The organism is Marinobacter azerbaijanicus (assembly GCF_030250645.1).
Lineage (GTDB): Bacteria > Pseudomonadota > Gammaproteobacteria > Pseudomonadales > Oleiphilaceae > Marinobacter > Marinobacter azerbaijanicus.
This window is the reverse complement of sequence record NZ_JASSVS010000016.1, coordinates 1-23,299: the sequence shown is the minus strand read 5'-3', so window position 1 is coordinate 23,299 and position 23,299 is coordinate 1. Positions and strand designations below refer to the sequence as shown.

The 23,299-nt window shown below is 57.3% G+C and carries 20 protein-coding genes; 8 read left to right on the top strand and 12 right to left on the bottom strand.

The annotated features are described in order from the left end of the window. Positions 1-78: 78 nt before the first annotated feature. The 6 genes from pglX to QPM17_RS21305 form a co-directional block, all read right to left on the bottom strand. Positions 79-3,933: a BREX-1 system adenine-specific DNA-methyltransferase PglX gene (gene pglX, locus QPM17_RS21330; protein ID WP_285393702.1), complete on the bottom strand. Its 3,855-nt coding sequence runs from the start codon at positions 3,931-3,933 to the stop codon at positions 79-81. Positions 3,934-3,936: 3 nt separating this feature from the next. After that, positions 3,937-7,608, bottom strand: coding sequence for a BREX system P-loop protein BrxC (gene brxC / locus QPM17_RS21325; RefSeq protein WP_285393701.1), 3,672 nt, complete (start codon positions 7,606-7,608; stop codon positions 3,937-3,939). A 15-nt stretch (positions 7,609-7,623) separates the two neighbouring features. Next, entirely contained in the window at positions 7,624-8,196 is a 573-nt protein-coding gene (locus QPM17_RS21320; protein ID WP_285393699.1) for a BREX protein BrxB domain-containing protein, read from the bottom strand. After that, entirely contained in the window at positions 8,177-8,962 is a 786-nt protein-coding gene (locus QPM17_RS21315; RefSeq protein ID WP_285393697.1) for a DUF1819 family protein, read from the bottom strand. Before QPM17_RS21315 ends, QPM17_RS21320 begins: the two co-directional genes overlap by 20 nt. Next, positions 8,959-9,456 carry a BrxE family protein gene (locus QPM17_RS21310; RefSeq protein ID WP_285393695.1) on the bottom strand — a complete coding sequence of 166 codons (498 nt, stop codon included), beginning with the start codon at positions 9,454-9,456 and terminating at the stop codon, positions 8,959-8,961. The genes QPM17_RS21315 and QPM17_RS21310 overlap by 4 nt, the downstream gene beginning before the upstream one ends. Before the next feature lie 304 nt (positions 9,457-9,760). Next, positions 9,761-10,423: an SH3 domain-containing protein gene (locus tag QPM17_RS21305; protein ID WP_285393692.1), complete on the bottom strand. Its 663-nt coding sequence runs from the start codon at positions 10,421-10,423 to the stop codon at positions 9,761-9,763. Positions 10,424-10,638: 215 nt separating this feature from the next. Between QPM17_RS21305 and QPM17_RS21300 the strand changes: the two genes are divergently transcribed. After that, positions 10,639-11,928 carry a hypothetical protein gene (locus tag QPM17_RS21300; RefSeq protein ID WP_285393690.1) on the top strand — a complete coding sequence of 430 codons (1,290 nt, stop codon included), beginning with the start codon at positions 10,639-10,641 and terminating at the stop codon, positions 11,926-11,928. Between the two features lie 15 nt (positions 11,929-11,943). Here QPM17_RS21300 and QPM17_RS21295 read toward each other — a convergent pair whose 3' ends face one another. The 5 genes from QPM17_RS21295 to QPM17_RS21280 form a co-directional block, all read right to left on the bottom strand. Beyond that, on the bottom strand, positions 11,944-12,102 hold the full coding sequence (locus tag QPM17_RS21295; protein ID WP_285393688.1) for a hypothetical protein: 159 nt from the start codon (positions 12,100-12,102) through the stop codon (positions 11,944-11,946). 264 nt (positions 12,103-12,366) lie between these two features. Then, a complete protein-coding gene (locus QPM17_RS21290) occupies positions 12,367-13,488 on the bottom strand; it encodes a YagK/YfjJ domain-containing protein (protein WP_285393686.1) in 1,122 nt (373 codons plus the stop codon). An 826-nt stretch (positions 13,489-14,314) separates the two neighbouring features. Further along, a complete protein-coding gene (locus QPM17_RS23855) occupies positions 14,315-14,485 on the bottom strand; it encodes a hypothetical protein (RefSeq protein ID WP_422732792.1) in 171 nt (56 codons plus the stop codon). Further along, a complete protein-coding gene (locus QPM17_RS21285; RefSeq protein ID WP_285393684.1) occupies positions 14,422-15,141 on the bottom strand; it encodes a hypothetical protein in 720 nt (239 codons plus the stop codon). The genes QPM17_RS23855 and QPM17_RS21285 overlap by 64 nt, the downstream gene beginning before the upstream one ends. A 330-nt stretch (positions 15,142-15,471) precedes the next feature. Beyond that, entirely contained in the window at positions 15,472-17,163 is a 1,692-nt protein-coding gene (locus tag QPM17_RS21280; RefSeq protein WP_285393682.1) for a methyl-accepting chemotaxis protein, read from the bottom strand. 427 nt (positions 17,164-17,590) lie between these two features. Between QPM17_RS21280 and QPM17_RS21275 the strand changes: the two genes are divergently transcribed. The 6 genes from QPM17_RS21275 (at position 17,591) to radC (ending at position 21,296) form a co-directional block, all read left to right on the top strand. Beyond that, positions 17,591-17,923: a hypothetical protein gene (locus QPM17_RS21275; protein ID WP_285393680.1), complete on the top strand. Its 333-nt coding sequence runs from the start codon at positions 17,591-17,593 to the stop codon at positions 17,921-17,923. A gap of 128 nt (positions 17,924-18,051) precedes the next feature. Continuing rightward, positions 18,052-19,020, top strand: coding sequence for a DUF932 domain-containing protein (locus tag QPM17_RS21270; RefSeq protein ID WP_285393679.1), 969 nt, complete (start codon positions 18,052-18,054; stop codon positions 19,018-19,020). Positions 19,021-19,133: 113 nt separating this feature from the next. Then, positions 19,134-19,319, top strand: coding sequence for a hypothetical protein (locus tag QPM17_RS21265; protein ID WP_285393677.1), 186 nt, complete (start codon positions 19,134-19,136; stop codon positions 19,317-19,319). An 11-nt stretch (positions 19,320-19,330) separates the two neighbouring features. Beyond that, complete coding sequence (locus tag QPM17_RS21260; RefSeq protein WP_285393675.1) at positions 19,331-20,119, top strand: ERF family protein; 789 nt, start codon at positions 19,331-19,333, stop codon at positions 20,117-20,119. Positions 20,120-20,175: 56 nt separating this feature from the next. After that, on the top strand, positions 20,176-20,787 hold the full coding sequence (locus QPM17_RS21255) for a lambda exonuclease family protein (protein WP_285393673.1): 612 nt from the start codon (positions 20,176-20,178) through the stop codon (positions 20,785-20,787). An 11-nt stretch (positions 20,788-20,798) separates the two neighbouring features. Beyond that, on the top strand, positions 20,799-21,296 hold the full coding sequence (gene radC / locus QPM17_RS21250; RefSeq protein WP_285393672.1) for a RadC family protein: 498 nt from the start codon (positions 20,799-20,801) through the stop codon (positions 21,294-21,296). 101 nt (positions 21,297-21,397) lie between these two features. Here the strand turns inward: radC and QPM17_RS21245 are convergent, their stop codons facing one another. Further along, on the bottom strand, positions 21,398-21,604 hold the full coding sequence (locus QPM17_RS21245) for a helix-turn-helix transcriptional regulator (RefSeq protein WP_285393670.1): 207 nt from the start codon (positions 21,602-21,604) through the stop codon (positions 21,398-21,400). A 404-nt stretch (positions 21,605-22,008) separates the two neighbouring features. Here QPM17_RS21245 and QPM17_RS21240 point away from each other — a divergent pair, with 404 nt between their 5' ends. After that, entirely contained in the window at positions 22,009-22,944 is a 936-nt protein-coding gene (locus tag QPM17_RS21240) for a hypothetical protein (RefSeq protein ID WP_285393669.1), read from the top strand. The last annotated feature ends 355 nt before the right edge of the window (positions 22,945-23,299 follow it).

Genomic DNA, 23,299 nt, shown 5'->3' with positions numbered 1-23,299 from the left:
CGATGCCCACAGTTTGCATCATGGCCCACGAAAGGCGCGTTGGTGAGCCACAAAACACATCTCGACGTCGCTTTCCCGTCATCCTTCTGATGCCTTCTTCCGGCCGCGCGTTTTCTTGGGCGCAGGCTCCGGCTCGGCGTAGAGGTGCTCCAGGTCGTGGGCGATGGCCAGCGACTTGTCTGTGACGCACTTCTCACGCACGCGCTCCGGCCAGTAGGCCATGGCCAGGTGGGCCCAGTCGTAGTCGCCCTGCTCCAGCCTTTCCCAGGTATCGCGCAGTACGTTCTGCCAGGGGCGATGGCGGAACAGCGGCCAGAGCGGCGCGGCAGTGATCTGCACGCCGTCGTCGTGGTTGGGCTTGTAGTCGGGAGCGATCCTGAGCAGAGTGTCGCGCAGGTCGGCGAGCTCATCGCGGAAGTCGCTCAGCTCCTCCAGGCGCTTCTCGTCGACGCGGCTGCGGCTGGCGCCAGCCAGGCGCAGATTGCCCAACTCAGCTTCAACTTGTGTCAGCTTGCCCTTTGGGCCATCCAAAAAGTCATTGACTGCGGTAAAGAGGGTCTGGTCAGTCAGAACCGGATAGTAAAGCCAGAGCGTGTAGCTGCCAGATGCGGTTGCGAGCGGCCAGTAAATGGGCGCTCTTCTCCCACTTTTACTGTATTTACCGTAATGGTCCGAAAAGAATTTACTTGGCTTAGAAAAATACTCGTGTAAGGATTTCACCTTGAGCGCATTGCAAGCCTTGCTTTCGAAATCATCAAAACCATCGTTGGCAATAATCTTCAAAAACTTTTCAACAAGTGTGCTTAATGATCCACTGCCACCGTACGAATGGTCTAACACTCCCAATGGCGACTCGTAATAACCATAGACTGGTGCAGCAGCCAACATTGCCGGCGACTTAACAGGCAGGGCTAAGAAAGGATCGTGCTCTCCAACTCCTTCCAGCTCAGATTCACTTGCTGGCTTCACTTTCCACCTATTGAAAGCGCACCCTACTGCGTAAGATATCTCATCCTTAAATTCGCCATAAAGATACCAATTGGCCGTGCTTCTGGAGGGCCATCTTGAAAGGATCTCGTCATCAATGAACTTCTTATCTTGCTCAGTTAAAGACAAATAATCAGCCATCAACCGGTCAGCAACATACTCATTATTAATTATTTCCTGCCCAGCCTCGGCAGCAGCATCATCATAAAGAGCCTTGTTGACAACACCCCTAAAATAGTGGGTGGTTTCGTCAAAGGAAGTCACTTTTTCAACCAAAGCTGCATTCTGCATAGCCAGTCTGGCAAGGCGCAACTGATGTTCATCGCTAATATCAGGCCATGGCATCCTTGCCACCCCCCCTTCTTGAAACTGGGGATCCATCTCCAACCTTTCTCTACGCAAATATGTTAAATACTGGGCAGAGGGCGTATTAATAGATTGAAGCAGAGACTCGTTGCTTTGAGACAGCCCAAAAATTGCCTTTCCCGCCACGCTAAAAAAACCACCTTCGGGGAGGGCAGAAACCCGTAGAAAAGTAGTTCTTTGCCCAAACGTCAAACCAGGCCGATAATAGTCATTTTCAGGATGAAGCACCCAATCGAGATTCCCCTTAAGATATGGGTACTTTCTGTTCAGGTCTGCTTTTATTTCTCGCAGGTCATGTTCAGCATTTAAAAGAAGATCAACATCACAAAAATAAGGGGAAAGCTCGCCACCCTTTGCGTAACTAGTCCACTTCTTGTGACGCCCCACCTTTTCTGGACAAACCTCCCACCAAAGCCTTGAATACCTGAACTCATCTCTTGGAGCAAGCCCCATTTGGACATCGGCGATATCACCCCCAAACATACTAAGACCAGAAAGGCGCTCTAAAAATGAATTACTAACCCAATAGCACAGAGGCACATCATGCAAAATTTGGAAATCTTTCATCGGCCGAAAAAAGACTTCGTCACCAGCATTACCATCAACCATTGATTTGACAGATCGTGGCTTATCTTTGGAACGATGAAACATCCCAAATCCACATATTTCTTCTACACACCCTCCCTTCTTTGCAATATATGCCGCTGTTTCATTAACAGCATCATCAAGTTCACCACCACCAAGATCAACAAAAACATTTAACGGAGCTTGATTAAATATCGAGCGGCACCTCCACTCTTTCAAGCTGTAAAGGTAGAATATAGTTCTAGAACTTATTTCACCTATCAACCCACCTATCCTTAACAGTTCAGTCGCCCGCGTGAAGAAGGTGGCAGCCAACTCTTCTGAAGTTGAATCAGGATAGTTATCCTTATAAAAGTCAGATAGCCCTTTAGTAGCCTGACCAAAAGGTGGATTCATTACCACAACGTCGAAAACGTCTCGACAAAGATCAATCATCCGAAGGCCCTGCAGGGCATCCTGGGCAAAAAGGCGGCTCTGGTAGGTAGCGCCGGCTTCTTCGGAGAAGTCGACCAGAGCCCTGCGCAGACGCTCCTCGGCCTTCTGCCAGGTCTCTTGCTCCTGCTCGGCGAAAAGGTCGCTGCCCTTGCCCACATAAACCTGGCGGATCAGCGCGGGAAGCTCCTTCTCGGCGCGCAGCAGCACACCCAGCTCGGGCAGCCCCTTGAGCATCTGCAGGGTCTTCGCGAAGAGCTCGGCATCCTGGCGGTCCAGTCGGGCCGCGAAGGCCTCGCGAAGCTCCTTCTCGGCCGGCGGGGCCACCGCGGCAATGACGTTGCCCTGCCCCACGTCCGGGCGCTGCATTGCCGGCACACCGGCCTCGTGCCAGGCGCGCTGGGCGCGTAGCCAGAGCGCCAGCGAGGCGATCTGGGCGGCGCGGGGGTCGATGTCTACCCCGTAGATGTTGTGCTCGACGATCAGCCGCGGCACGTCGCGCAGCAGGGCCTCTTCCTCGGCATAGGTGTGGCAGAGCGGCTCGAACCCGGCCTCTGGTTGGGTGGAAACGTCCAGCGAGCCAGGGCCGTGCTGCTGCTCCCACTGCCAGGCATCGCGGTAGATCTGCAGGAAGAGGTCGAAGGCGTAAAGGCCGAAGTGCATGGACCCACAGGCCGGGTCCAGCAGCTTGAGGGTGCGCGGGTCACGCAGCTTGATGCCGGCCTCTGGCTGCTCGTCAGGCTTCACCAGCAGGTACTGGCAGCTGTCGCGTAGCGACGTGGTGCCACCGGTGGCGTTGTACCACTGCCGGCCCAGGGTGTTGTCGACCAGGAACTCCACCACATAGCGGGGAGTGAAAAACTGGTTGCGCACCGCCAGCTCGCGGCTGTTGCGCGGGGCCTGGCTGGCCTTGCGCATCGCCTTACGCTCTTCCTGGCTGTTGAAATACTGGTAGATCCAGCCGATGGTCTCGTCCAGGGCCCACAACGGCTCGATCTCGTAATCGTTGAGTAGCTCGAGCAGGGCGTTCAAGGCCGTTTCCCGGGGGAAGAGCCGCCCTTGGGGGGCGAAGCGGTCGAACAGCGCCGGCAGGTCGATGGCAAATTCGTCGAAGAGGCTGAACAGAAAGGTCTGATAGGCCTCACCGGTCTCGCCCAGGGCGGTACCTGCCAGGTGGCGATAGAGCTCAAAGGCCTGAGACTGAGCGCCCTTGCTGACCGATTCCCGCAGCAGGCCGCGGGCCTCCATCATCAGCAGCGCCGCCAGGCGGTTGAGCACGGTGAAGGCCTGCTCGCGGATGATGCGGTCGATGGCGACCTGGCGCTGAGCCTTGCTCTCTCCCTCCCCGGCCAGGTAGTGCGCCAGTGTTTCACGCAGCAACGCAGCGGTGTGGCGCTCGCGATCGCTTAGATGGGTCAGCCGTGAAAGCTCAGTCACCTCGCCGGTCTTAGGGTCCAGGCCATAATCCTGCTGGAGCTGTAGTTTAAACTCCTCGGTCAGCGTCGTGCGGCAACCGCTAACAAGATCTCTTAGGCGTCCCCGGGTGTCTTGATCGAAGGCCATGACTTACTCCTTGTCGCTCTGCTCGGGTGCCTCGTCGAGGGCAACATCCAGCTCGAAGGCGTGGGCATACTCCAGCTCACCGCGCAGCTTCTGCAGCTCACGGATCATGGCATCGAGGGTATCCAGTGAGGTGATGCGAGAGCGCGCCTTGAAGCGGCGACTGAGCACTTTTCTGGGCTCCTGACACCCCTCCAGCTGCTCCTCAAGCTCCTTCTGCTCCTCGCGAATGCGCTCCTGCTGGCGCTCACGGCCAACCCGTTCGATATGCGCCTTGAGGGCGGCCAGCTCGGCTTGCAGCTCGTAATCACGATTGACCAGGCGCCTCAGACCATCGATATCGGCTTCGGTGTCCAGCGTCAGGGCATCGAGACGAGCGAGAAGCTCCTGCTGCTCCTGGTTGGTCAGCTCCGGCCACTCCGGCACGCGGGCGAGCTCCTGCTCGGCCTGGCGCTGACGCTGCTGCTGCTGGGCCTGCATGCGCTCCGCGGCCTGACGCACCTGGCTACGCAGCTCGGTCAGACGGGTATTGAAGTCGGAAGCGCTGCGGTAGGCGTCCTCACTGGCCAACCGGGCCGCAATCTCCTGCAGCGGTTCGGCCAATTCGCTCTTCAGCTCGCCGGGAATTCCGCTGCCGGGTAGCCCCTCGATAGCCTGGGCCAGGGTGCGCAACTCCTTAAGGGTGCCTTCCAGCCCCTGCTCCAGCGCCTTCTTGAGCTCTGCCGCCCAGGTCAGGTTGTCGTAGAGGCTGGACTCCTGCCGCCCCAGCCGCTGGGGAGCGTCAGAGCCATCGGTGAGCAGGATATCGGTCATGTCGCGGCCCATGGTTTCCAGCCGATCATCGCCGGGCAGCCCAAGCGCCTGGAGCCGACCGGAGAGCGAGGCGTAGCGCTGCTGCAATTGCGGGAAGAGCTTGGCCGCCGCCTTGCTGATGTCGTCCTCCAGCGGCACCACCATGTCGCCGCTCAACTCGGTGAGCCGGGTAGCGGCCAGTGCCAGCATTTCCATGGAGGGTCGGTCCTCGCGCAGCGAGATCCCCACGTTCTTGAAGGCGTTGTTGGTCTTCAGTGCCTCGATGGCCTGCTGGCCGTTGACGGTGACCTCCCGCCCCGAGACCTTCAGCTTGATCACCCCGCCCACCAGCATGGCCGCCACCAGGTAGCGCAGGGTGTCCTGGGACCAGCCATAGGGGGCGTCGCTGAAGCGGCTGGCAAGGCTCTTGCCCTCCACCATGCCGACCCGGTCGATATGATCGCGAATGCTGACCAGGGCACGGTGATCGACGTTGATGCCAGGCTGCCCACCCTGCTGGGTCACCAGGCCCAGCGGATCAAGCTTGGTGGTGATACCGCTGAGGTTGCCGACGCGCAGGAAGCGCTCGGCCAGGTCGCTCTGTACCCGCTCCGGAGCCTCGCCGTAGCGGCTGAATACCTGCCCCGCCACGCCAGCCAGCTGCTTGCGCGCCGCCTCGGACAGATCGCCCGCCAGGCTCTCCACGGCCGTGGTCTGCCCGCGGAAGATGAAGGAGCCTTGCAGCAGGCTGCGCTTGATCAGCCGTTGCAGGTCGGCCGCCAGGCGGCTCGCGCGATCCAGCTGAGAACGGCAATAGTCACGGACCTCCTGGTCGGGATCGTGGCGGAACTTGTCATTGATCTCCTGGCAGCGATAGATGTCCGCGGTGAGGTCGTCGAGCTCCGGTGACTTGCGCCCCACCAGGTAGATCAGGTTCTCGCTGGCTTTTACCCGGGAGTCGTCCTGGAGGCGCGAACGAGCGGCATCGTAATCGGTAGGCTCAACCAGTTCGACCACCGTCTGGATGGGGTGACGGTCCCCGGCCAGGGAGGTCGGCAGCCCCTCATGGCCCTGGGTCTTGAGACCCGTCTGCACCGAGAGCGAGCCATGCAGCTGGGTGCTGGGCAGCGGCGAGAACACCTCCTCAAGCGCCCGGTTGAGGATGCGCTTCATCTCCACACCGCGAAGCGGGATCTGGGTGCGTTCCTGCTCGATATCGTTAAGCTTTTCGCTGAAGAAGCAGAGGAAGCCGTCCTGCTCGCCGAAGGGCACGATGGGATCGCCGATCAGCTCTTCGATGGCGGCATTGATCTCGTCGGCCTGGTTGCCGCTTGCCACCTCGGAATGGATGAGGCTTGCGACATTGCGCCGGGTAATCGGCAGGTTGCCCAGGATCTGCAGCACGGCCACCGTCTTGGCGATGCGCTGGGGAAGCTCGGCGTCACGATAGCGAATCTTGGTGACCGTATTCACGGCCTTGTGCCAGTTGGGGAAGGCGCGTTCGATATCCTTCTCTAGGGCGTCATAGAGGGTCACGGTGGTGGCCAGCCAGCCCACCGGCTGGTCGGCCACCGGTATACGCTTGCCATCGCCCTCGATCAGGATGTCCTGGATCACCTTGATGGCCGAGCGCAGGCCGATACCACCGGTGGAGCGCGCCAGCGCGCCCAGCAGGTGAAGCAGGATGTCGAAATGCGCCGGCAGGAAGGGGTAGAGGTCGATGAAGGTCTGGCGATCAAAGTCAGCCCCGTAGACGCGGGCGTCTTCCAGCTTGGTGTTATGGCGCAAGGCCTGACCGTGCTGGTCGAACAGCTGGCCGAGCTGCTTGGCCCCTTCCGGCGACTTGCCGAGCAGGCGGGTGTAGCAGATCTCCTTGATGTCATCGGCCTCAAGGTCGATGGAGATAGGGAAACGGTCCTTGAGCTTGAAAAGCTCCGGTGAGTTGAGCGACGCCCGCGGGTCATCCTCGGTCAGGGTCTGCTGGCCGGTGCCGATCAACCACACCTTGCCGTTGCCCTGTGCCTTGATGTTCTTGGCCAGGCCATCAAGGTTGAGGATCAGAGGCTGGCGCGCACCCACGTACTGCCCCACCTCGTCCACGATGAAGATCACGTGCTCCTTGCCGGAGTGCTCTCGAACGATATCGAGCATCTCCTCGACGCGATCGTTCTCGAAGCGGATCACCTCGCTGGTGGCGGTGTTGAAGGAGCTGGGGGTGGTAAAGAGTGAGGGGTAGAGCTCGTGAGCGATCACCGGTATCAGGCTGTCGACCACCAGCTCGTCGTTGCGATAGTCACGCCAGGGCTCGCCGCCGGTCTTCTCCTCGAACAGCTTGTGGAACTCATCAAAGCGCCCCTCCTGCTTCAGACGACGCTCCAGGGCCGCCACCTTGAGGTTGCGTGAATAGCCGGCCCACTGCAGCACCTTGTAGTAGAGGACGCTGGAGACCTCCTCCATGGTGGCGCCGCTGACCTGCTCGGTGGCCAGGTCCAGCATCAGAACGGCAGCAGGGAAGCGCTTGGCGACAGTGCTCAACAGCTGCCGGGTGGTGGTGTTCTTGAGGCGATCCTGGAGGTGCTGACGGAAGGGCACCCCATCGATGGTGACGCTGTCGTCGAAGGCCAGGCCGAGGTACTTGGTGAAGGAACTCTTGCCCGAGCCATAGAAGCCCGAGACCCAGACGCCGACCTCGTTCTCGCCGCCAGCCTCCATGGCCACCTGCATCTTGGTCAGCAGCTGGTTGAACTGCTCGTCGATGGCATCGGTGACCACATACTCCGAGATTTCCTTGCGCAGGCGCTCCTCCTGGGAGACGCCATAGGCGATCACCTTCTCGATGCTGCGGTAGATATCGCGGCTGGGGTCGAATAGCTGTTTGATTTCCATGTAGTCATTCCTTCCTTAGCCGCCGACGTGGACCGACCGGTAGTTACCATCTTCGGGGTAGAAGCCCAGAAATTTGAGCCGCGTCTTGCCGGTGCGTACTCCGGGGTAGAGGAACACGGTGGGCACGTGGAAGCGCCCCTGGAGCTGCCCTTCGATCACCCCGATGCGCATATAGGGGTGCAGCGCCTCCAGGTCTGTGACGAGCAGGATGCTGCCCGGCTGGCCCTCCAGTTCGGTCAGCTTGGCTTCGAGCCGCTCCTGAAGCGCCCCGTTGGCCACGGCATTGGCGAGAGACGCATTGGTCTTCTTCCAGTCCAGGGGGTTGCGTTGGTCAGCCGTCAGCCAGATCTTGCGCATGCGGGCCTGTGCGAGGATCTCGTCGACCGCCTCAGCGATTGAGAAGGTGTGAACGTCCCAGCCCTCGTTGCTCAGCCGGCTCTTCCAGGCGGTCAGATGTCGCTTCACGGAAAGGATCTGCTCGGGGCGAAACACTAGGTAGAAGATCGGCTCGAAGCTGGCGTGGCCGAACTCGCGACCGTGGCGTATCCGCTCTATCAGTTCGTTGAAGTCAGTATCCAGCGAGGACATTGACTACCTCCTGCATGTTCTTGTGCTGCCAGCTGATATGCGTGACGTTACCGGCGGTCTGCATGATCAGCAGACCCTCGAGCGATAGCCGCTTGAATTGCTCGCGCACGTCCGCGCGCTCCAGGCCGAAGAGCTGCCAGTCGGGGTGATTGAGCACCTGGTTGTCACCGAGCCCCTGGAATTTGAGGTGATAGGCCAGGTAGCCGGCCACGCGGGTGGAGAGTCGCACGGAATAGAGCCGGCGTGGCCCGCTGCGGCGAGACTCCAGCAGGCCGAAGTCGGCGCAAGCGCTGAGCAGGTAGCTAGAAATCCGGCTGATGGTGCTATCGGCCCAGCGTTTCTGTGTCCTACCCGCGCGCACGGCATCCTCGACGAAGCGCAGCGCGTCATCGCGAGAGAGAGAATCTCGACCGGAGGTATAGCGGGGCCAGTACACCTCGCGGATGAAGTCGGCCAGGATGGGATTGGCCCGGGCGGTGTGCAGCATCAACAGCTGGCGGCGCGCGTCGCTATCGAGATGGGGCAGCAGCTGCTTCAGCCACTCGGCGACGCCCGGCTGGCGCAGGTAGCGCGGCCCGAAACATTCTCGAACGATATTATCCAATCGTCTCGCCGAGACCAGCGGAAACTGGCCTGACTCGAGTGCCTTGGTGAACAGCTGGGGATAGCGCATCCCGGGCTCATAGAGCTCGAGGAGCCGCTGGGTTTCCTCGATCAATCCCAGGCCGGCCTGAAGCTGAGTCGTGTAGAGAGGCGGTTGGCTCACTGCGCCTCCCGCAGGTAGGGGTAGGTCTGAATGCCGCGCCGGAACGCGTCCAGATAGAGGCCGGCCATGGTGGCAAGGGGCATCGCCAGGCTATCGCCAAGGTCGCCGACGACGACGGGACCTTCCTTTGCCTTCTGCGGCGAGGCCAGCGCTTCCAGGCGGGCCTGTACGCTCTGTGGCGAATCGATGTGGGCAAATAACGCTTCGACCCGCTCGCGATCGGCAACCAGGCTGGCTGCTCCCTGTTCATAGTGCTCCGGCATATGGAAGAGGTGCAGGGTGCGGCCTATGCCGATGTGTTCATCATGAACACGCCGGGCAGCCTCCAGCACCCCTTGGTACTGCGCCTGCCGAGCAGATCGGCCAAACACAGGCGTCAGAAAGGCCATGGCCGATGGGCCGAAGAAGTGAGAGCTCCACCAGGCCGGTGACTGCTCCCCCAGGTAGCCGACGAGCACGCGCAGCTCGGCCAGCGTTGCTGCATCCTTGATCATGGTGTCCCCTGCGTGCCTGAAAGCTTGACGCCAATACGTTGAAAAAACATGTATTAACGAGAGCCTTCTCGTACCTCTCATGAAGAAATTCATGTTACGCCAGGTCACAGTTAATCGCGAGAGGCAGCATCTGGATTGCCTCTCTGGGCATAGCTCCAGCCGGGAGGCTCGCCCTTAGTCTACTGACTTGACACGCCCTGCCCGGTAAGTGGCTCTATCGGCCATACCGATTGAGGAAAGGTCAGCTCCAGCCGGGCTGGCGCGTGTTGAGGTGCAAGGCAAGCTCCGCTTTTCTTAGCTTTGGTTACCACAGCTGTATGCTCTCGATCCTACACGTCACCGAATCAAGTTGAACCCGATAGATATCATCAAAGCTATTGAAACTGAAGGAAAGATTCATCGCATCCCAGTCTGAGCCCTGAGAATACAGCGAATGGCTGAACCACTCTGACTCTGAACTACTCCGCCGCCTGCCGTTGACGGTCTGGTGGGTAATCTCGGCGTCGCAGGAGACATCCACACCTAGGGACGATTGCCCACGGTAGTCGGTCGTCAGTTCGTACTCGGCAGTGACGTCGCAGCTCCGGTAGGTGTCGCTGGATAAGTCTTCGCGACAATCAAGGTTGGTATTAATGATATTCAAGCAGACCTCTGCCCCAGAACGATATTCCGTATCGCAGCTCGAACCACCGACACCGGACGCAGAGGTCAAGCGGAAGTGCTGGCTATGGATCCAACCTTCTCTAGAACGATTGGTGCCCCCTCCCTCGAAGTACATGATCTTCAGCCAGTTCCCCTCCATATCCAGCACGCCAGCGACCGTGCCCATTGGCAAAGAGGCCACCACCTCACCCGAGGGCGCTGATCGGACATTCAACGACTGCGCCGTCGTCATCCCGATCGGCATTGCCACTGCCGTGGCCATCGACATCAGCCATAACAACGCAAAAAAAATAATTCTTCTCATTATCAACCCAATTCTCTCTGTGAGCCCTACGGGGATGGTACCCCACGGGTCACTGCTGCAGTGCCCAAGCGTAGCCATACCTTCACCGCAGCATCATGACAGCTTCGACTGAACTAGAAAATTATACTTAATGGCCTGCCACCACTGCTAGTACATAGGTTAGGGTTAGGGACATCAGCCGGTGCAGGACGCCAGCAGCCTTGGCAGGACACCCCATGGCAGAGAAGGTAATCATTGATACACCCGAAGCACTATTCCCGTTTATGCCACCAGTATGGGAGCTTGTCGGCTGGATCGACGACAAATGCACCGGTATGCACACGCTCCTCTATCGGATGCAGGAAGATGAACATTTTGAGCCAGCACGGGTCGACCGAAAGACACTAAGGAAGGCCTGTCAGAATGGGGTGTCTCCTCGCACTGCCGAAAGAATCGAGAGCAACCTCCATAGAGTTCTAGAACAAAAAAACGTCACAGAACTGCTCAATCGTATTACTCCGACAGAGCCCGTAGCCAGCAATACCAACGGAACCAAGTGGCTGATATTCAGCCAAGGACTTCTCGAGGGAATCAACAGACATCAGCCGATACAGAAACTCGATCTCCCCCTGACATTCTCTTTTCTGAAGAGGCGCGCCAAAGCGGAAAGGGAGCTAATCCTGTCATGTCATCAATCCAGGAAGATGCAGGCCTTGCCAGAAGAGAAGCTTACTCTAATGCGCAAAACTATTTGCGAAGCGTTCCGACACCACACCTTGCTAAACTCACACGAGATCCAAAACTATAGCGCTGCAATGATCGATACCAGTCGGCCTGGACAGCCGAGAACGACGCCGATGGTAGCAGACGTTCTAAAATGTTTATTTTGCCTTCGAGTCGATTTTTACCATCAACTCCTTGCCAACATCATGGCTGACATGCTGGAAATAAAAGAATCGCTTAAGATGCCATGCAAACTAGCAGATGCTCTGGTCAACCACGGTGGTATGGGGAAACTGATGCCTCTGCTTACAAAGGGAAAGCTAACAACTCCAACGTATCAGCTTTACGAATTCTGGCGAGATGTTCTCTCGCCACTCGGCGAGAGGCCGATGTCGTACCGACTCATGGCGCAGCACTTGCCTCGCCCTAACGAGGGGAGGACAAGAGTCAGAGGCCAGGCGGATCAAGAAGACATCAAGAATGCTGCCGATGCGACCCGGCTTTCCAGGTTAAAGGAATGGAGGGCTGGAACTGTCCCCGATACCGATCAGTTGACCGATTTTCTAGAGTCTATTACTGGTGAGAACTATGGCGCTTTCTTTCCATTTATCATGACACGCGTAGCCACCGTCTGGACCAGATGGATCGAACAGGAAAGGACCCTGTTGAACCAGCTAGTTCAAGAACAGCCAGCCCTTGCCGAGGATTTGGATTTTGAATGGTTAGTACAGAAGTTCTCGCGATACCCCCAGTACTGGGCACATGCCAAGACCCAGGCCACCAGCGGTGAACCTGGGCCTTAGCACTGGACCCTACAGCTACTTCTTACCGCCATTACCACCAGTGTTGTGAGCGGCCGCCCTGGTAGCTCGAGCAGCAAAGTCACCCGGTGACACTTTGCCGCCGTTCGATTTCGCCGTGCTGCTCTGGATACGTGAGGCAGCTGCCTGGGTCATGTTTGTCTTACCTTTTGCCATGGTGATCATCTCCTGTGATGGGTGAACCAGCAGCAGAGCGAGCTCACTGCGCTACTGGGTACTGAGAGGATCGCCGTGGTGATGCTCTCCCGGGAGGGGAGTCGAAGTGGGATTTTTTGAACTCCTCGCAGCAATACGTCTCTGCTCACCCCGAAGCAGCGTCGTCCCCGATGCTTTGTCATGTACCGCCGGATTCTTCCCGTTATCTCAGGTACCTTACAAAGAAGAGGCAAACGGGTGTCAAAAATGAGGCCGCAGTAACACCTAGTGGCGGCGGTATTGTCGTGGGCGTCCAGGGCGAGGCCCGAAGAAAGATCCGGAGGGACTGCTGGTCTGAAAGGTACGACCCGTTACCAGCATGGCGGCGTATTCGTCGACCTTGGTCAAGTAACGGGCGATATAGTCCAGCCCACGCTGCTTCTCGAAGTCGTGATAGTCAATGCACCCCATCGCGTTGTAATGGTATCTACCCTCTGCGTCGAGGTTGCAGTTGTAGTACCTCCCTTGGCTGCCGGTGATCGCATGCTGCCAGAATTCACCGATGCGCCGAGCCTGGGTAATGTCTTCCTGCACCTGGCGCCCCTCGAAGAAGAACAAGAAGTGGTAATGGAAGCCCTTCACGGGTTGCCACTCCAGCTTCCAGGCGTAGCCGATCAGGTGATCGAACAGCTGGCTAGAGTGGAACGCCAGACACAGCTGCTCGCGGTGGTAGCGCGCCGTCTCGTAATCGATGTAGGGGCCATCGAACTTGGTGTAGCCCAGATCCACCCGCAGCACCGTCATGCGACTGTGGCGAGCGAACAGCGCGTCCACCAAGTGGCGAAGACGCTGGTAGTTTTTGCCGCTGTTGCGACGATTGCGGCTGCACTCGTAGGCAAAGTCCGGCTGCTTCAGGCCTTGATACCAAGCCGTCAGCCGTTTATTGAGGTCGATGACCGTCTGTTCGGCGATCTGTCGGCTCATGGTCGGCGGTTCATGAAACCCCGCTTCGTGCAGGTAGGCACAGCTGGCAAACGCCCACAGGAAGCGCTTGGCGTAAGGGCTCGGCCGATAATGCTCCCCGATCTCGGTCTCCTGGAAGATCGTCACCAGCACCGTGTAGAGCGTGGTCAGCGTATCCAGGAGCGCATCCGGCGTTAACACCACGATATTGCTGCCGTACCCATCCGGCAGGATCACCCGTTCACTCTGCAACAGCGGCTCCGCGGCGGCCAAGGCTTTCAGCTGCCGATCGGCCTCGATCACGTCCTGTCGCCACAGGTGGTCGGAAAGGGTGGCGATCTCCTGGCCCAGGGTGGAAGTCGTTAGCACGCTGCTGCTCATGCTCTGGGAGATGGCCAGCATGTCGGCTTCGCTCAGGGTATCGTCGTAAACCTCGTCGTACATGGGAAACGCCTCTCTTGATGGTCTGGGAGCGGTTTGCTCGTACCATCGCCGAGGCGTGTAGAGATTTACGTCGACAGCAAGCACGCATCAGGCCCCCCCAGAGGCCTGTTCATGGATTCGCTGGCTGATCGCCTTGGAGACATCGTGACGTGGCGCTGCCGTCACTCCCTCATGGGTCTCGTTGAATCGATGGCTCTTGGCAGTCGTCTTCTTCGTCAGGGCGTGCTGGTGGGGTGTCCTATCGGATGAGTTCCATCGTCATCTACCTCACTCTGCTGAGCTATCTCTTGGGCTCTTACTTCGTGAGCCCATTGATCTCTCAGGTGCTATGGATACTCGCTATAGAGCTACTGATTACCGCCAATAACATATATAGCCAATTAGCCGGGCAGCGAAAACCGGGCAAAATGGGCGACATGACCCCTCAAATTCGACCGTAGACGGGGCGATTCCGCCCCTAAGCATTTGAAAAAGTTAGTGTCGAAGACAGGGTTTTCACAGGGTTTCTGGCTGGTCGAAGGCCGAGTCGATTCCATCCCTTTTCACCTCCATGAAGCCCCACCCGACGGCTTCACGAAACGACGTCTTTCGAACAGGAGGTGAGCATGTCGATTCACTGCCCGAGCTGCGGATCGCATCAGGTGGTATCACGCAACTACGGGCGCAAGGTGAGCGGTGTCACCGGCGCGGCGGCCGGTAGTGCCAGTGGCGCGGCCGGTGCCCTGAGCGGCGCCGCGCAGCGGACTCGTCAACCATGCGGACTGTGCTGACGATAGGAAGGTCCACTAGGAAACAGGGTTCGCTAGAACCCTGATTACCCCAAGCATCATCTTTCTGCGTCTGCCATACACGCTCCTGATGCTTGAGATGGACGGTTGCCGCGGAACTCGGCTTCGCTATGTCGCAATGCCGCTTCGGCTTGCAAACGGTCAGTTATATCGTGGGCAAGTACCAGCTCTGCTGGCTGGCCGTCATACTGCAACGCGTGAGAGTGGATCTCGACATCAAGCTGCCTGCCGTCCCTGGTGTAGTGTCGCCATGCTTCAACGTCTCCCAGGTGATAGACGGGATTTGTCTGGCTTGCCACTTCTGCGACATTTGCCAATAGGCGAGGTATATCCTCTGGGGGAGTAAATGCTCTATCTGCTCGCCACGCCCGCCCGGAACGGCGATGGCCACCAGGGTTTCCTCAGCTATGGGACCTGCAAAACTGTCCCCCACCGCAGGTTGTCCCGTCGCTAGAGCCTGGGGGGCAGCCGCCCGGCCTTCCGGTCGGGGAACGGGAGGCAGTTCTTCTCCAAAAGGAAGGCGTGTATGGAAGTGCATGCGCATCGGATCGCCGGTATCCGCAAAGATGACATGGCTCTCAAAGCGTTCCCGGAATGCTTGTGCCTCGGCATACAGTTCTGGCCAGCGATCTGGGTTACCTGCCAAGGGCGAGTCCGCCAGCAGAGATAAGGCTCGGATATGTGAATCCAGTGTTTGTTCGATGGCACTGGACACGTTGTGAGCAAGGTGATGTGCTTTCTTCCTTAGGTCCTGCTCCCGGTCACGCACACTTTCCCATGCTAACCAGATGGATAGAAATACTAAGGGTAAAATGCTCAGCCAGATCAGCCGGGTCAGGTAAGCGCGGAGGGGCTGTTGTTTCATGGTCGCGCCTTCCTTTGTGGTTGTTCAGAGCGTGCCCCTTCATGGAGGGCATAGCTGAGTCAAAAACCGAAGGCGTACGAGTTGGGAGGCAAGCTCACGGCTGACTGGCGAGCCGCCTAGTGTTAGCCTCTGGCATACAGCCGAACAACTCAACAAACGATCGCTGCTTCCTAGGCAAGCTTGAGTATTCGTTAGTCACCAACGGTAGCGCAAGAATTCTTATCAGTTTGTAACATTTCTCTCTTTCCATCCAAGGTGACCTTGGTCGCAGCTCTTTGGCGTATGCTTGCCGGAGCGCACCTAGCTCCGGCAAGCAGTACGCATGAGTACTTAGAACTCGGCCCATTCTCCTTCGTGAGTACTGGTAGGCGCTGCCAGCTTTTTGACCAGCTTGCTCACTTCGCGGGAGCCGCTCTTGATTGCCGCTACGCGGGGGTCCTCGAGCATTCCCGACGGCTGGTTGTCTGACAGGCGGAAGGTAGCCACAGCAGCTTCCAGTTGGGCCGCCTGCGCTTCAAGCGACGCCGCCGCGGCCGAAGCCTGTTCGACTAGAGCGGCATTCTGTTGGGTGACCTCGTCCATCTGCGTGACGGCTGTATTGACCTGCTCGATGCCAGAGCTCTGCTCTTGGGAGGCAGCTGAGATTTCGTCCATGATATCGGTCACTCGACGCACCGAAGTGAGAATTTCCTGCATCGTAGTGCCAGCGCTTTCAACCAGCGATGAGCCCTTATCGACCTGTTCAGAGGAGGCTTCAATTAGTCGTTTGATCTCGCCGGCGGCTTCCGCGCTGCGGCTCGCTAGGTTGCGCACCTCACTGGCTACCACCGCGAAACCACGCCCCTGCTCACCGGCACGTGCCGCTTCAACTGAGGCATTCAGTGCCAAGATATTGGTCTGGAAGGCGATCGAGTCGATCACGCTGATGATATCCGCTACTTTGCGTGAACTCTCGGTAATGCCATGCATGGTATGCACGACTTCCTCTACCACTTTCCCACCCCGTCCGGCAGTGCTCGACGCCTCCTTGGCCAGCGCACTGGCTTGACGGGCGTTCTCTGCATTCTGCCGCACTGTAGCAGTCAGTTGGTCCATGCTCGCAGCGGTTTCCTGTAGGGAAGCTGCCTGCTCCTCGGTGCGCGAGGAAAGGTCGGCGTTACCGCTGGCGATTTCCCGTGCACCGATATGGATCGAGCCGCTGCTGTCTCGCACCGTAGCGACGGTTTGCTGTAACCCCGTCTGCATGTGCTGCATTGCGGCAAAGAGCTGCCCGATCTCATTGCGTCCTCGGTCGGTAATCCTCTGGGATAGATCCCCCTTGGCTATCTGCTCGAAGTGCTGTACCGCTTCTTGCAAAGGGCGTATCAGAATACGCATCATGCCAACACGAACGGCGGCCACACATATAACCACCAGCAGCAGTGCCGCCAGACCAATCGTTCCATACGTCTGCATGGTGTCGGCAAAGTGCTCCATCAGGTTGGCTCCCCGCTCATTGGCGTAAGTCACGAAATCCCGGTTGGCCTCGATGAACTCCTGGTTGATGGCATCGCCTTCTCGCTTGGCGGCCCGATAGGCGCTTTCGTTGCCTTGCTGAAGCGCTGCCAGTTGCGGCTCCAGCCCGCGCTCAACCAAGCGGGTGAAAATGTCTTCTAAGCGATCCGCGTAGGGCCGACCCTGCTCGGACTTAGGGACAACTTGAAAGGCGTTAAAACGCTCCTGTGCACTATCAAGAAAACGCTCACTCATCTCCAAGTAGCGTCTGGCCAATGCTGGATCGCCTTCGTTTATGGCATCAAGATGGTTAAGAAAGCCTAATTGGGTATCAGCAACGTTCACCTGCGCCCGGTTGAGCTCATTCAGCTGCTGAACGTTTATCGTGTTGAGCTCCTGGATGGATGCGCTTCCTAGCTGGCTGGACTGGTAGCCTAAGAAAGACACCAACATAATCAAAGCGATAAAAAGACCGAGCACACCGGTCAATCCAGCCTTGATCGAAAGATTCCCAAGCAAACGTTTCATAGTGCCCCCTAATCAGCTGCATCGTCATATCGTTCTTTGTCTTTTGCTGACTGACAGGCGCCGAGTCACCCCGATTGCTTTATCAGTCCTGACCCATATCGGCCACTCAGTAAGCGACATGAGGCAGATGGCCACATAGAACCGCTAAATTTGATGCAGGTCATTGTTATAGTTGAAAAAAACACAAAAATTGTTGATTTTTTTTAGTTTGCATGCTAAATGCCGCGTCGCTAACGTTCCACCCGCTTATCATTTCAGAGCGCGTAGCCTTGGCTGCTTTAAACGCGAAAAAACCTTTACAAAACAGATTGTTGTGGCAAGCCTCAGGTCCGCCGAATCGAAATAACCCGATCTCAGCCCCGTATTACCTCCTTGGAGCCCCACCCGGTGGCTTCACGAAACGACATCTTTCGAACAGGAGGTGAGCATGTCGATTTACTGTCCGAGCTGCGGCTCGCACCAGGTGGTATCACGCAACTACGGGCGCAAGGTGGGCGGCGTCACCGGCGCGGCAGCCGGTAGCGCCAGTGGAGCAGCCGGTGCCCTTGGGGGCGCCAAGGCGGGGGCGACGATAGGAGCCATCGGTGGTCCGGTAGGCATCGCCCTGGGCAGTCTGGCCGGAGCGGTGTTCGGCGGGCTGGTCGGTGGCACCGCCGGCGGCATCGCCGGAGCCAGGCTGGGTGAGGAACTGGATAGCAAGGTTCTCGACAACTACGAGTGCTGTCGCTGTCATCACACCTTTCGCCCGCACACTGACTAGTCGAGCGCGTGATCACGCTCCAGCCCCATTTTCCCCCTCTTCCCTTTTCCCTACGTCATGTCGAGCCCGCTGCCCTCGAGGTGGCGGGCCGTTATGCCGTGATCGTCACTTCTCAAGGAGCTATACCCATGGCACACCAAATCGAACAGATGGCCTACGTCGGCGACACCCCTTGGCACGGCCTGGGGCAGCAGCTGTCGCGTCATCAACCCCTGGAGGTCTGGCGGCAGCAGGCCGGCATGGACTGGCATATCGAGGAATCCCCGGTGCGCTTCATCGCCGATGGCGTCGGCCACCTGGGCAGCATCCACTCCTTCCCCGAGCAGAAGGTGCTCTATCGCTCGGATACCCGGGCACCGCTGTCGGTGGTCTCCCAGCGCTACAAGGTGGTCCAGCCGGAGGAGGTGCTGGAGTTCTATCGCGACCTGACCGAGTACGCGGGCTATGAGCTGGAGACCGCCGGGGTGCTCAAGGGGGGCCGCAAGTTCTGGGCCCTGGCCCGCAGCGGGCTGGGCACGGCGCTGAAGGGGCAGGATCAGGTCAACGCCTATCTGCTGCTGGCAACCTCCTGTGACGGATCGCTAGCGACCGTAGCCACGCCCACCTCGGTCCGGGTGGTCTGCAACAACACCCTGACCATTGCCGTGGATGGCATGAGTCAGGGGGTAAAGGTGCCGCACAGCACGGAGTTCAACCCGCAGCGCGTCAAGCAGCAGCTGGGGATCTCGGTCACGCAGTGGGACGACTTCATGTACCGCATGAAGACCCTGGCCGAGCGCAAGGTCAATAAGGAGGAAGTGAAGACCTACTTCCAGGCAGTGATTTGCAACGCCGAAGAACCGGTGGACGATCCTTCCAAGCTACCCAATTACCGCGCCCTCAATCGTGTACAGAAGCTCTACCACGGCGAGGGGCGGGGATCGCAGCTGTGTTCCGCCCAGGGCACCGCATGGGGTCTGCTCAACGCCATCACCGAGTACGTCGACCACGAGAAGCGGGCGCGCAGCAATGACTACCGAATGGACTCTGCCTGGTTCGGCCAGGGGGCGAGCCTCAAGGACATGGCACTCGAGTCCGCCATGGCCCTGGTGGCTTGATCCTCACCTGACATGACGTACCCATTGCGGTCGCGCCCATCAGGTTCAAATTTCCCTTTCACGGCATAGCGCCCGACCCCACCAGGTCGGGCGTTTTCGATTCTGGAGGTCCCATGCCACTGCCCCTCTCACTGGAGGCCTGTCGGGCGCTGACGCAGCTGGCTCGTCAGCTGCTCGGAGCTAACGAGAAGCAAGCTCAGACCCACGTGATGGCCCAGGGCCAGGTGTTTCGCGTGGTCGTGTCGCTGGAGCCGGTGCCTGCCGATCAGCTCCAGGACGTCTTCAAGCACTATCAGTAAAAGGAGGTCACATGACCACACCCAGCCAAACCCTACGCAGCAAGCCCAACGACCGGGCTCCGGCTACCCGCCAGGCCACGGTCACCGAGACTGTCCCGGTCCCGGCGTCGCCGCTTCAGGAGAGTACCGCGATCATTCAGGTGATTGAGCGAGCCGCCCTCAACCCTGAGGTCGATATCGACAAGATGGAGCGCCTGCTCCAGATGCAGGAGCGCGTGCTTGATCGCCAGGCGCTGATGGCTTACAGCGCCGCCATGGCGGCCATGCAAACGGAGCTGCCGAGCATCGCCGAGCGTGGCCAGAGCAATAACGGGGCCTACGCCACCCTGGAGGATATCGTCGACACCGTGCGGCCGATCATGAAGCAGCACGGCTTCGCGGTGAGTTTCCGTATCCAAACCCAGGAGCGCGGTATTCAGGTCACTGGTGTGCTGATGCACAAGGACGGCCACCGTGAGGAGACCAGCATGCTGTTGCCGGCCGATAGCAGCGGCAGCAAGAACGCTGTGCAGGCCTTCGGTTCATCGACCAGTTACGGCAAGCGCTACGTGCTGTGCGCGTTGCTCAACATCACCACCCGCGGGCAGGACGACAACGGTCATGGCGCCGCACCACCGGTGAAGGTAGTCACGCCGTTCCAGGCGAGTCAGCTCAAGCAGCTGATCACCACCTGCCCCGTCACCACCCAGGAGTGGTTCGTCGGCAAGTACGGCGAGGTTGAGCGGGTCCCCCGCAGTGATTTCGACAAGCTACGCGCCTCCTTGCAGAAGCGGGCCTTACCCAACCACCAACGTCACTGAGCGATCGGCGAGGGTTACCCCTCGCCGTTATGCCGTCATGTTACAAGGAGATCGTCATGCAGATCCTGACACTGGAACAAGGCACGCCCGAGTGGCATGCCGCACGCCTCGGTATCGTCACCATGTCCGAGCTGAAGACCTTGCTCGTCAAAGGCAAGGGCCCGGCGGGCTTCGGTACTGGCGCCATCAGCTACATGCATCAGCTGATAGGCGAGCGCATTACCGGTGAGCCGGCGGATGCTTTCCAGGGCAACGCCCATACCCAACGTGGCCACGAACTGGAGCCGATGGCTCGGGAGCTCTACCAGGAAGCTACCGGCCTGCCTCGTCTGGAGCAGGTCGGCATCATCCTCAATCACGAAGTGGGCTACTCCCCCGACTGCCTGGTGGACAGTAACGGCCTGGTGGAGATCAAGACCAAGTTGCCCAAGTACCAGATCGAGCTACTTCTGGCCGATGAGCTGCCCCAGGAGCACGTGGCGCAGTGCCAGGGTGGCCTGTGGGTCAGCGAACGGGAGTGGATCGACTTCGTCAGCTACTGGCCGGGCATGCCGCTGTTCGTGAAGCGGGCCTACCGGGACGAGGCACTGATCCGCACGATTGCCGAGCGTGTCGAGGTGTTCTACGAGGAGTTGGAGCGGCGCATGGCTATGGTCATGGCGGCCTGAGGAGCACAATTATGAATCATCGCAAGCTGAGTGCCGGCGAGACCGCCGGTACCTATCGCATCACCGACACGGTGACCGAAGCGGAGCTCTTAAGCATCGCCAAGGCCTTTGCCCGTCGCCGTCTGGCCAGGGGACGCAAAATCACCCAGCCAACGCTGGCGTTCGAGTACCTGCAAATCCTGCTGCAAGACTACGAGCACGAGGTATTCAGTGCCATCTTCCTCGATAGCCAGCACCGCGTGATCAGCTTTGAGGAGCTGTTCCGGGGCACGATTGACTCGGCCAACATTTACCCCCGCGAGGTAGTCAAGCAGGCCTTGGCACACAACGCCGCCGCTGTGATTTTAGTTCACAACCACCCTAGTGGCGACCCCGAGCCGAGCGACGCAGACCGACGCATCACAAAGCGCCTTCAAGAAGCACTATGTATTGTTGAGGTTAGAGTCCTTGACCATATTGTCATCGGAAGCGGGGGCTGCAAATCATTTGCAGAACTAGGTTACTTATAAGATTTAAAGCATAGGCTACTGTGGCGCCTGTTAGGCGCCACAGTAGCCTATGATGGCAATGACACTATTTTTTTCAAGAGACTGATGCAAAAACAAAACACTTAGTACAACTTCGCACCCAAGTCTCCTTCGTCTCTTTTCTTGATCTTCTCAAGGATCCAGTCCTCTACTTCACTTTCAACCCAAGCAACATTCCTAATACCCAAGGAGACTGGCTTTGGGAAGCATCCACCTGAAATATACTTGTAGATTGTTGAGCGCGAGAGCCCTGTGACATTCATCACCTTTGCAAGCTTGATAAGTCTCATGAGAAAGTCTCCATTTGTCCCATGAGATGGGTCGAGAGCATACAAACTTACCACCACCATAAGGAACCCTCGAGAAAAAGCACACAAATTATTAACAGCTAACATGGAGAAGCCAAAAAAATCTATGGTGTCGAACTAAAAAAGCAGGCACCTATCACTTCTTGCTTTGTGCGAAGAAATTGGTGAAAATGCAGAGAACAACCCAAGAAAATAACCGTAACATACTGTTTTATAAAAAATTCAGAACGATGAGACACCTACGCAAGAAGACGTAAAAGGTACGCAAAACCTACATAACTAACTGCCAAACACTATGGAGCAACAACGAAGAAACGACAAAAAAACTACGTAGTTCCACTTCTTGATTGATGGACAATATTTATTAATAACCTCGGAAAATACTTATGGGCGTATACACAGGAAATAAGAGAGAATTATTCAGAGGACTGGATGGCACCTCATCACGGGACTTCGTCTTTTACTCAAACATTCTTATTTCTCATGGTTTAATCTCTGACGGAACGACCATTAGCCATGATGCCTGCAGGCAGCAGGTTTTAAACTATCTCTTGATGCACGAGGAAAAAGAAAGAGAAGATCAGATAAGCTGGTTAAACCATAAAAGAAATATATACATGCTGCCTAGAGAATTTTTCGAATGGTTGGAGAATGACGAGAGAGCATGCTGTTGGGCTTGGGGAAGGCTAATAATCAAGCCGATTACACCTCCCGTACAATCCGCATTCTCCTTTATCGAAAACTATAAAGGCTTTAACGAAACTGACTTCTATAGTAAACCAAGAATATACCCAAGCAACCAAAAAGAAAGACTAGAAGCTATTATTTATTTTTTTGACACCACTGGTTACTTGCTAGACTTCTTAACAAATACTATTGAAACCATGAAAGAAGCCTGGGCCACTATTTATAATAACGCTCACCCTTTAAAGTTTATTTCCCCAACCAATAGCGAGCAATGCGAATGGGCGTGGAATTATTTAAACGAACACCAAATGGCCCTTTCGATCTTCAAGCCCATGAACTATTCAGAAAAATACCTTGCCACCGTTGCATCTCTAGATCTTAACGACACCCATAAAGACACAAAGAAATTATTTACAATAAGTATGAAAAAAGCATGGGACCAGAAAAAATACCGTCAAAAGCAAGAAGGAAAAAAACCTTTAAATACATATATAAGAAAAGAGACTAAGGCCAAGCTTGATTGGCTATCCGAGCAGCGAGGACAAAATATCAACAAGACAATTGAATGGCTGATCGACAAGGAATATGAAAGTCACATTAATGCGCAGGGCTTCTGGGAGGAGCGCTTCAAGTAGAAACCAGCTAGCCGCACCCTGGGTGGCTGATTGGATTCACATGAGCAAGATGCATGCTGTAGCACTGCTCACGATGGGCATTGAACGAGTGATCTAAGGGCGCGGTGAGGCGGTAACGGGGAGACCAATGCCGTATGCCTGAACACCCTTGGTTGGTGTCCCCGATGATGAAGAAAAGTTTAGAGGGTTGGATGATGTGGCACCATTAGAAACGACTGGGGGACTGGGTGGGGGACCGCCGTTTTTCAGACAAAGAAAAAGCCGCTCAAATCAGCGGCTTATCTATGTTCTGTGGCGGAGGGGGAGGGATTCGAACCCTCGAAGCCTTTCGACTTACACACTTTCCAGGCGTGCT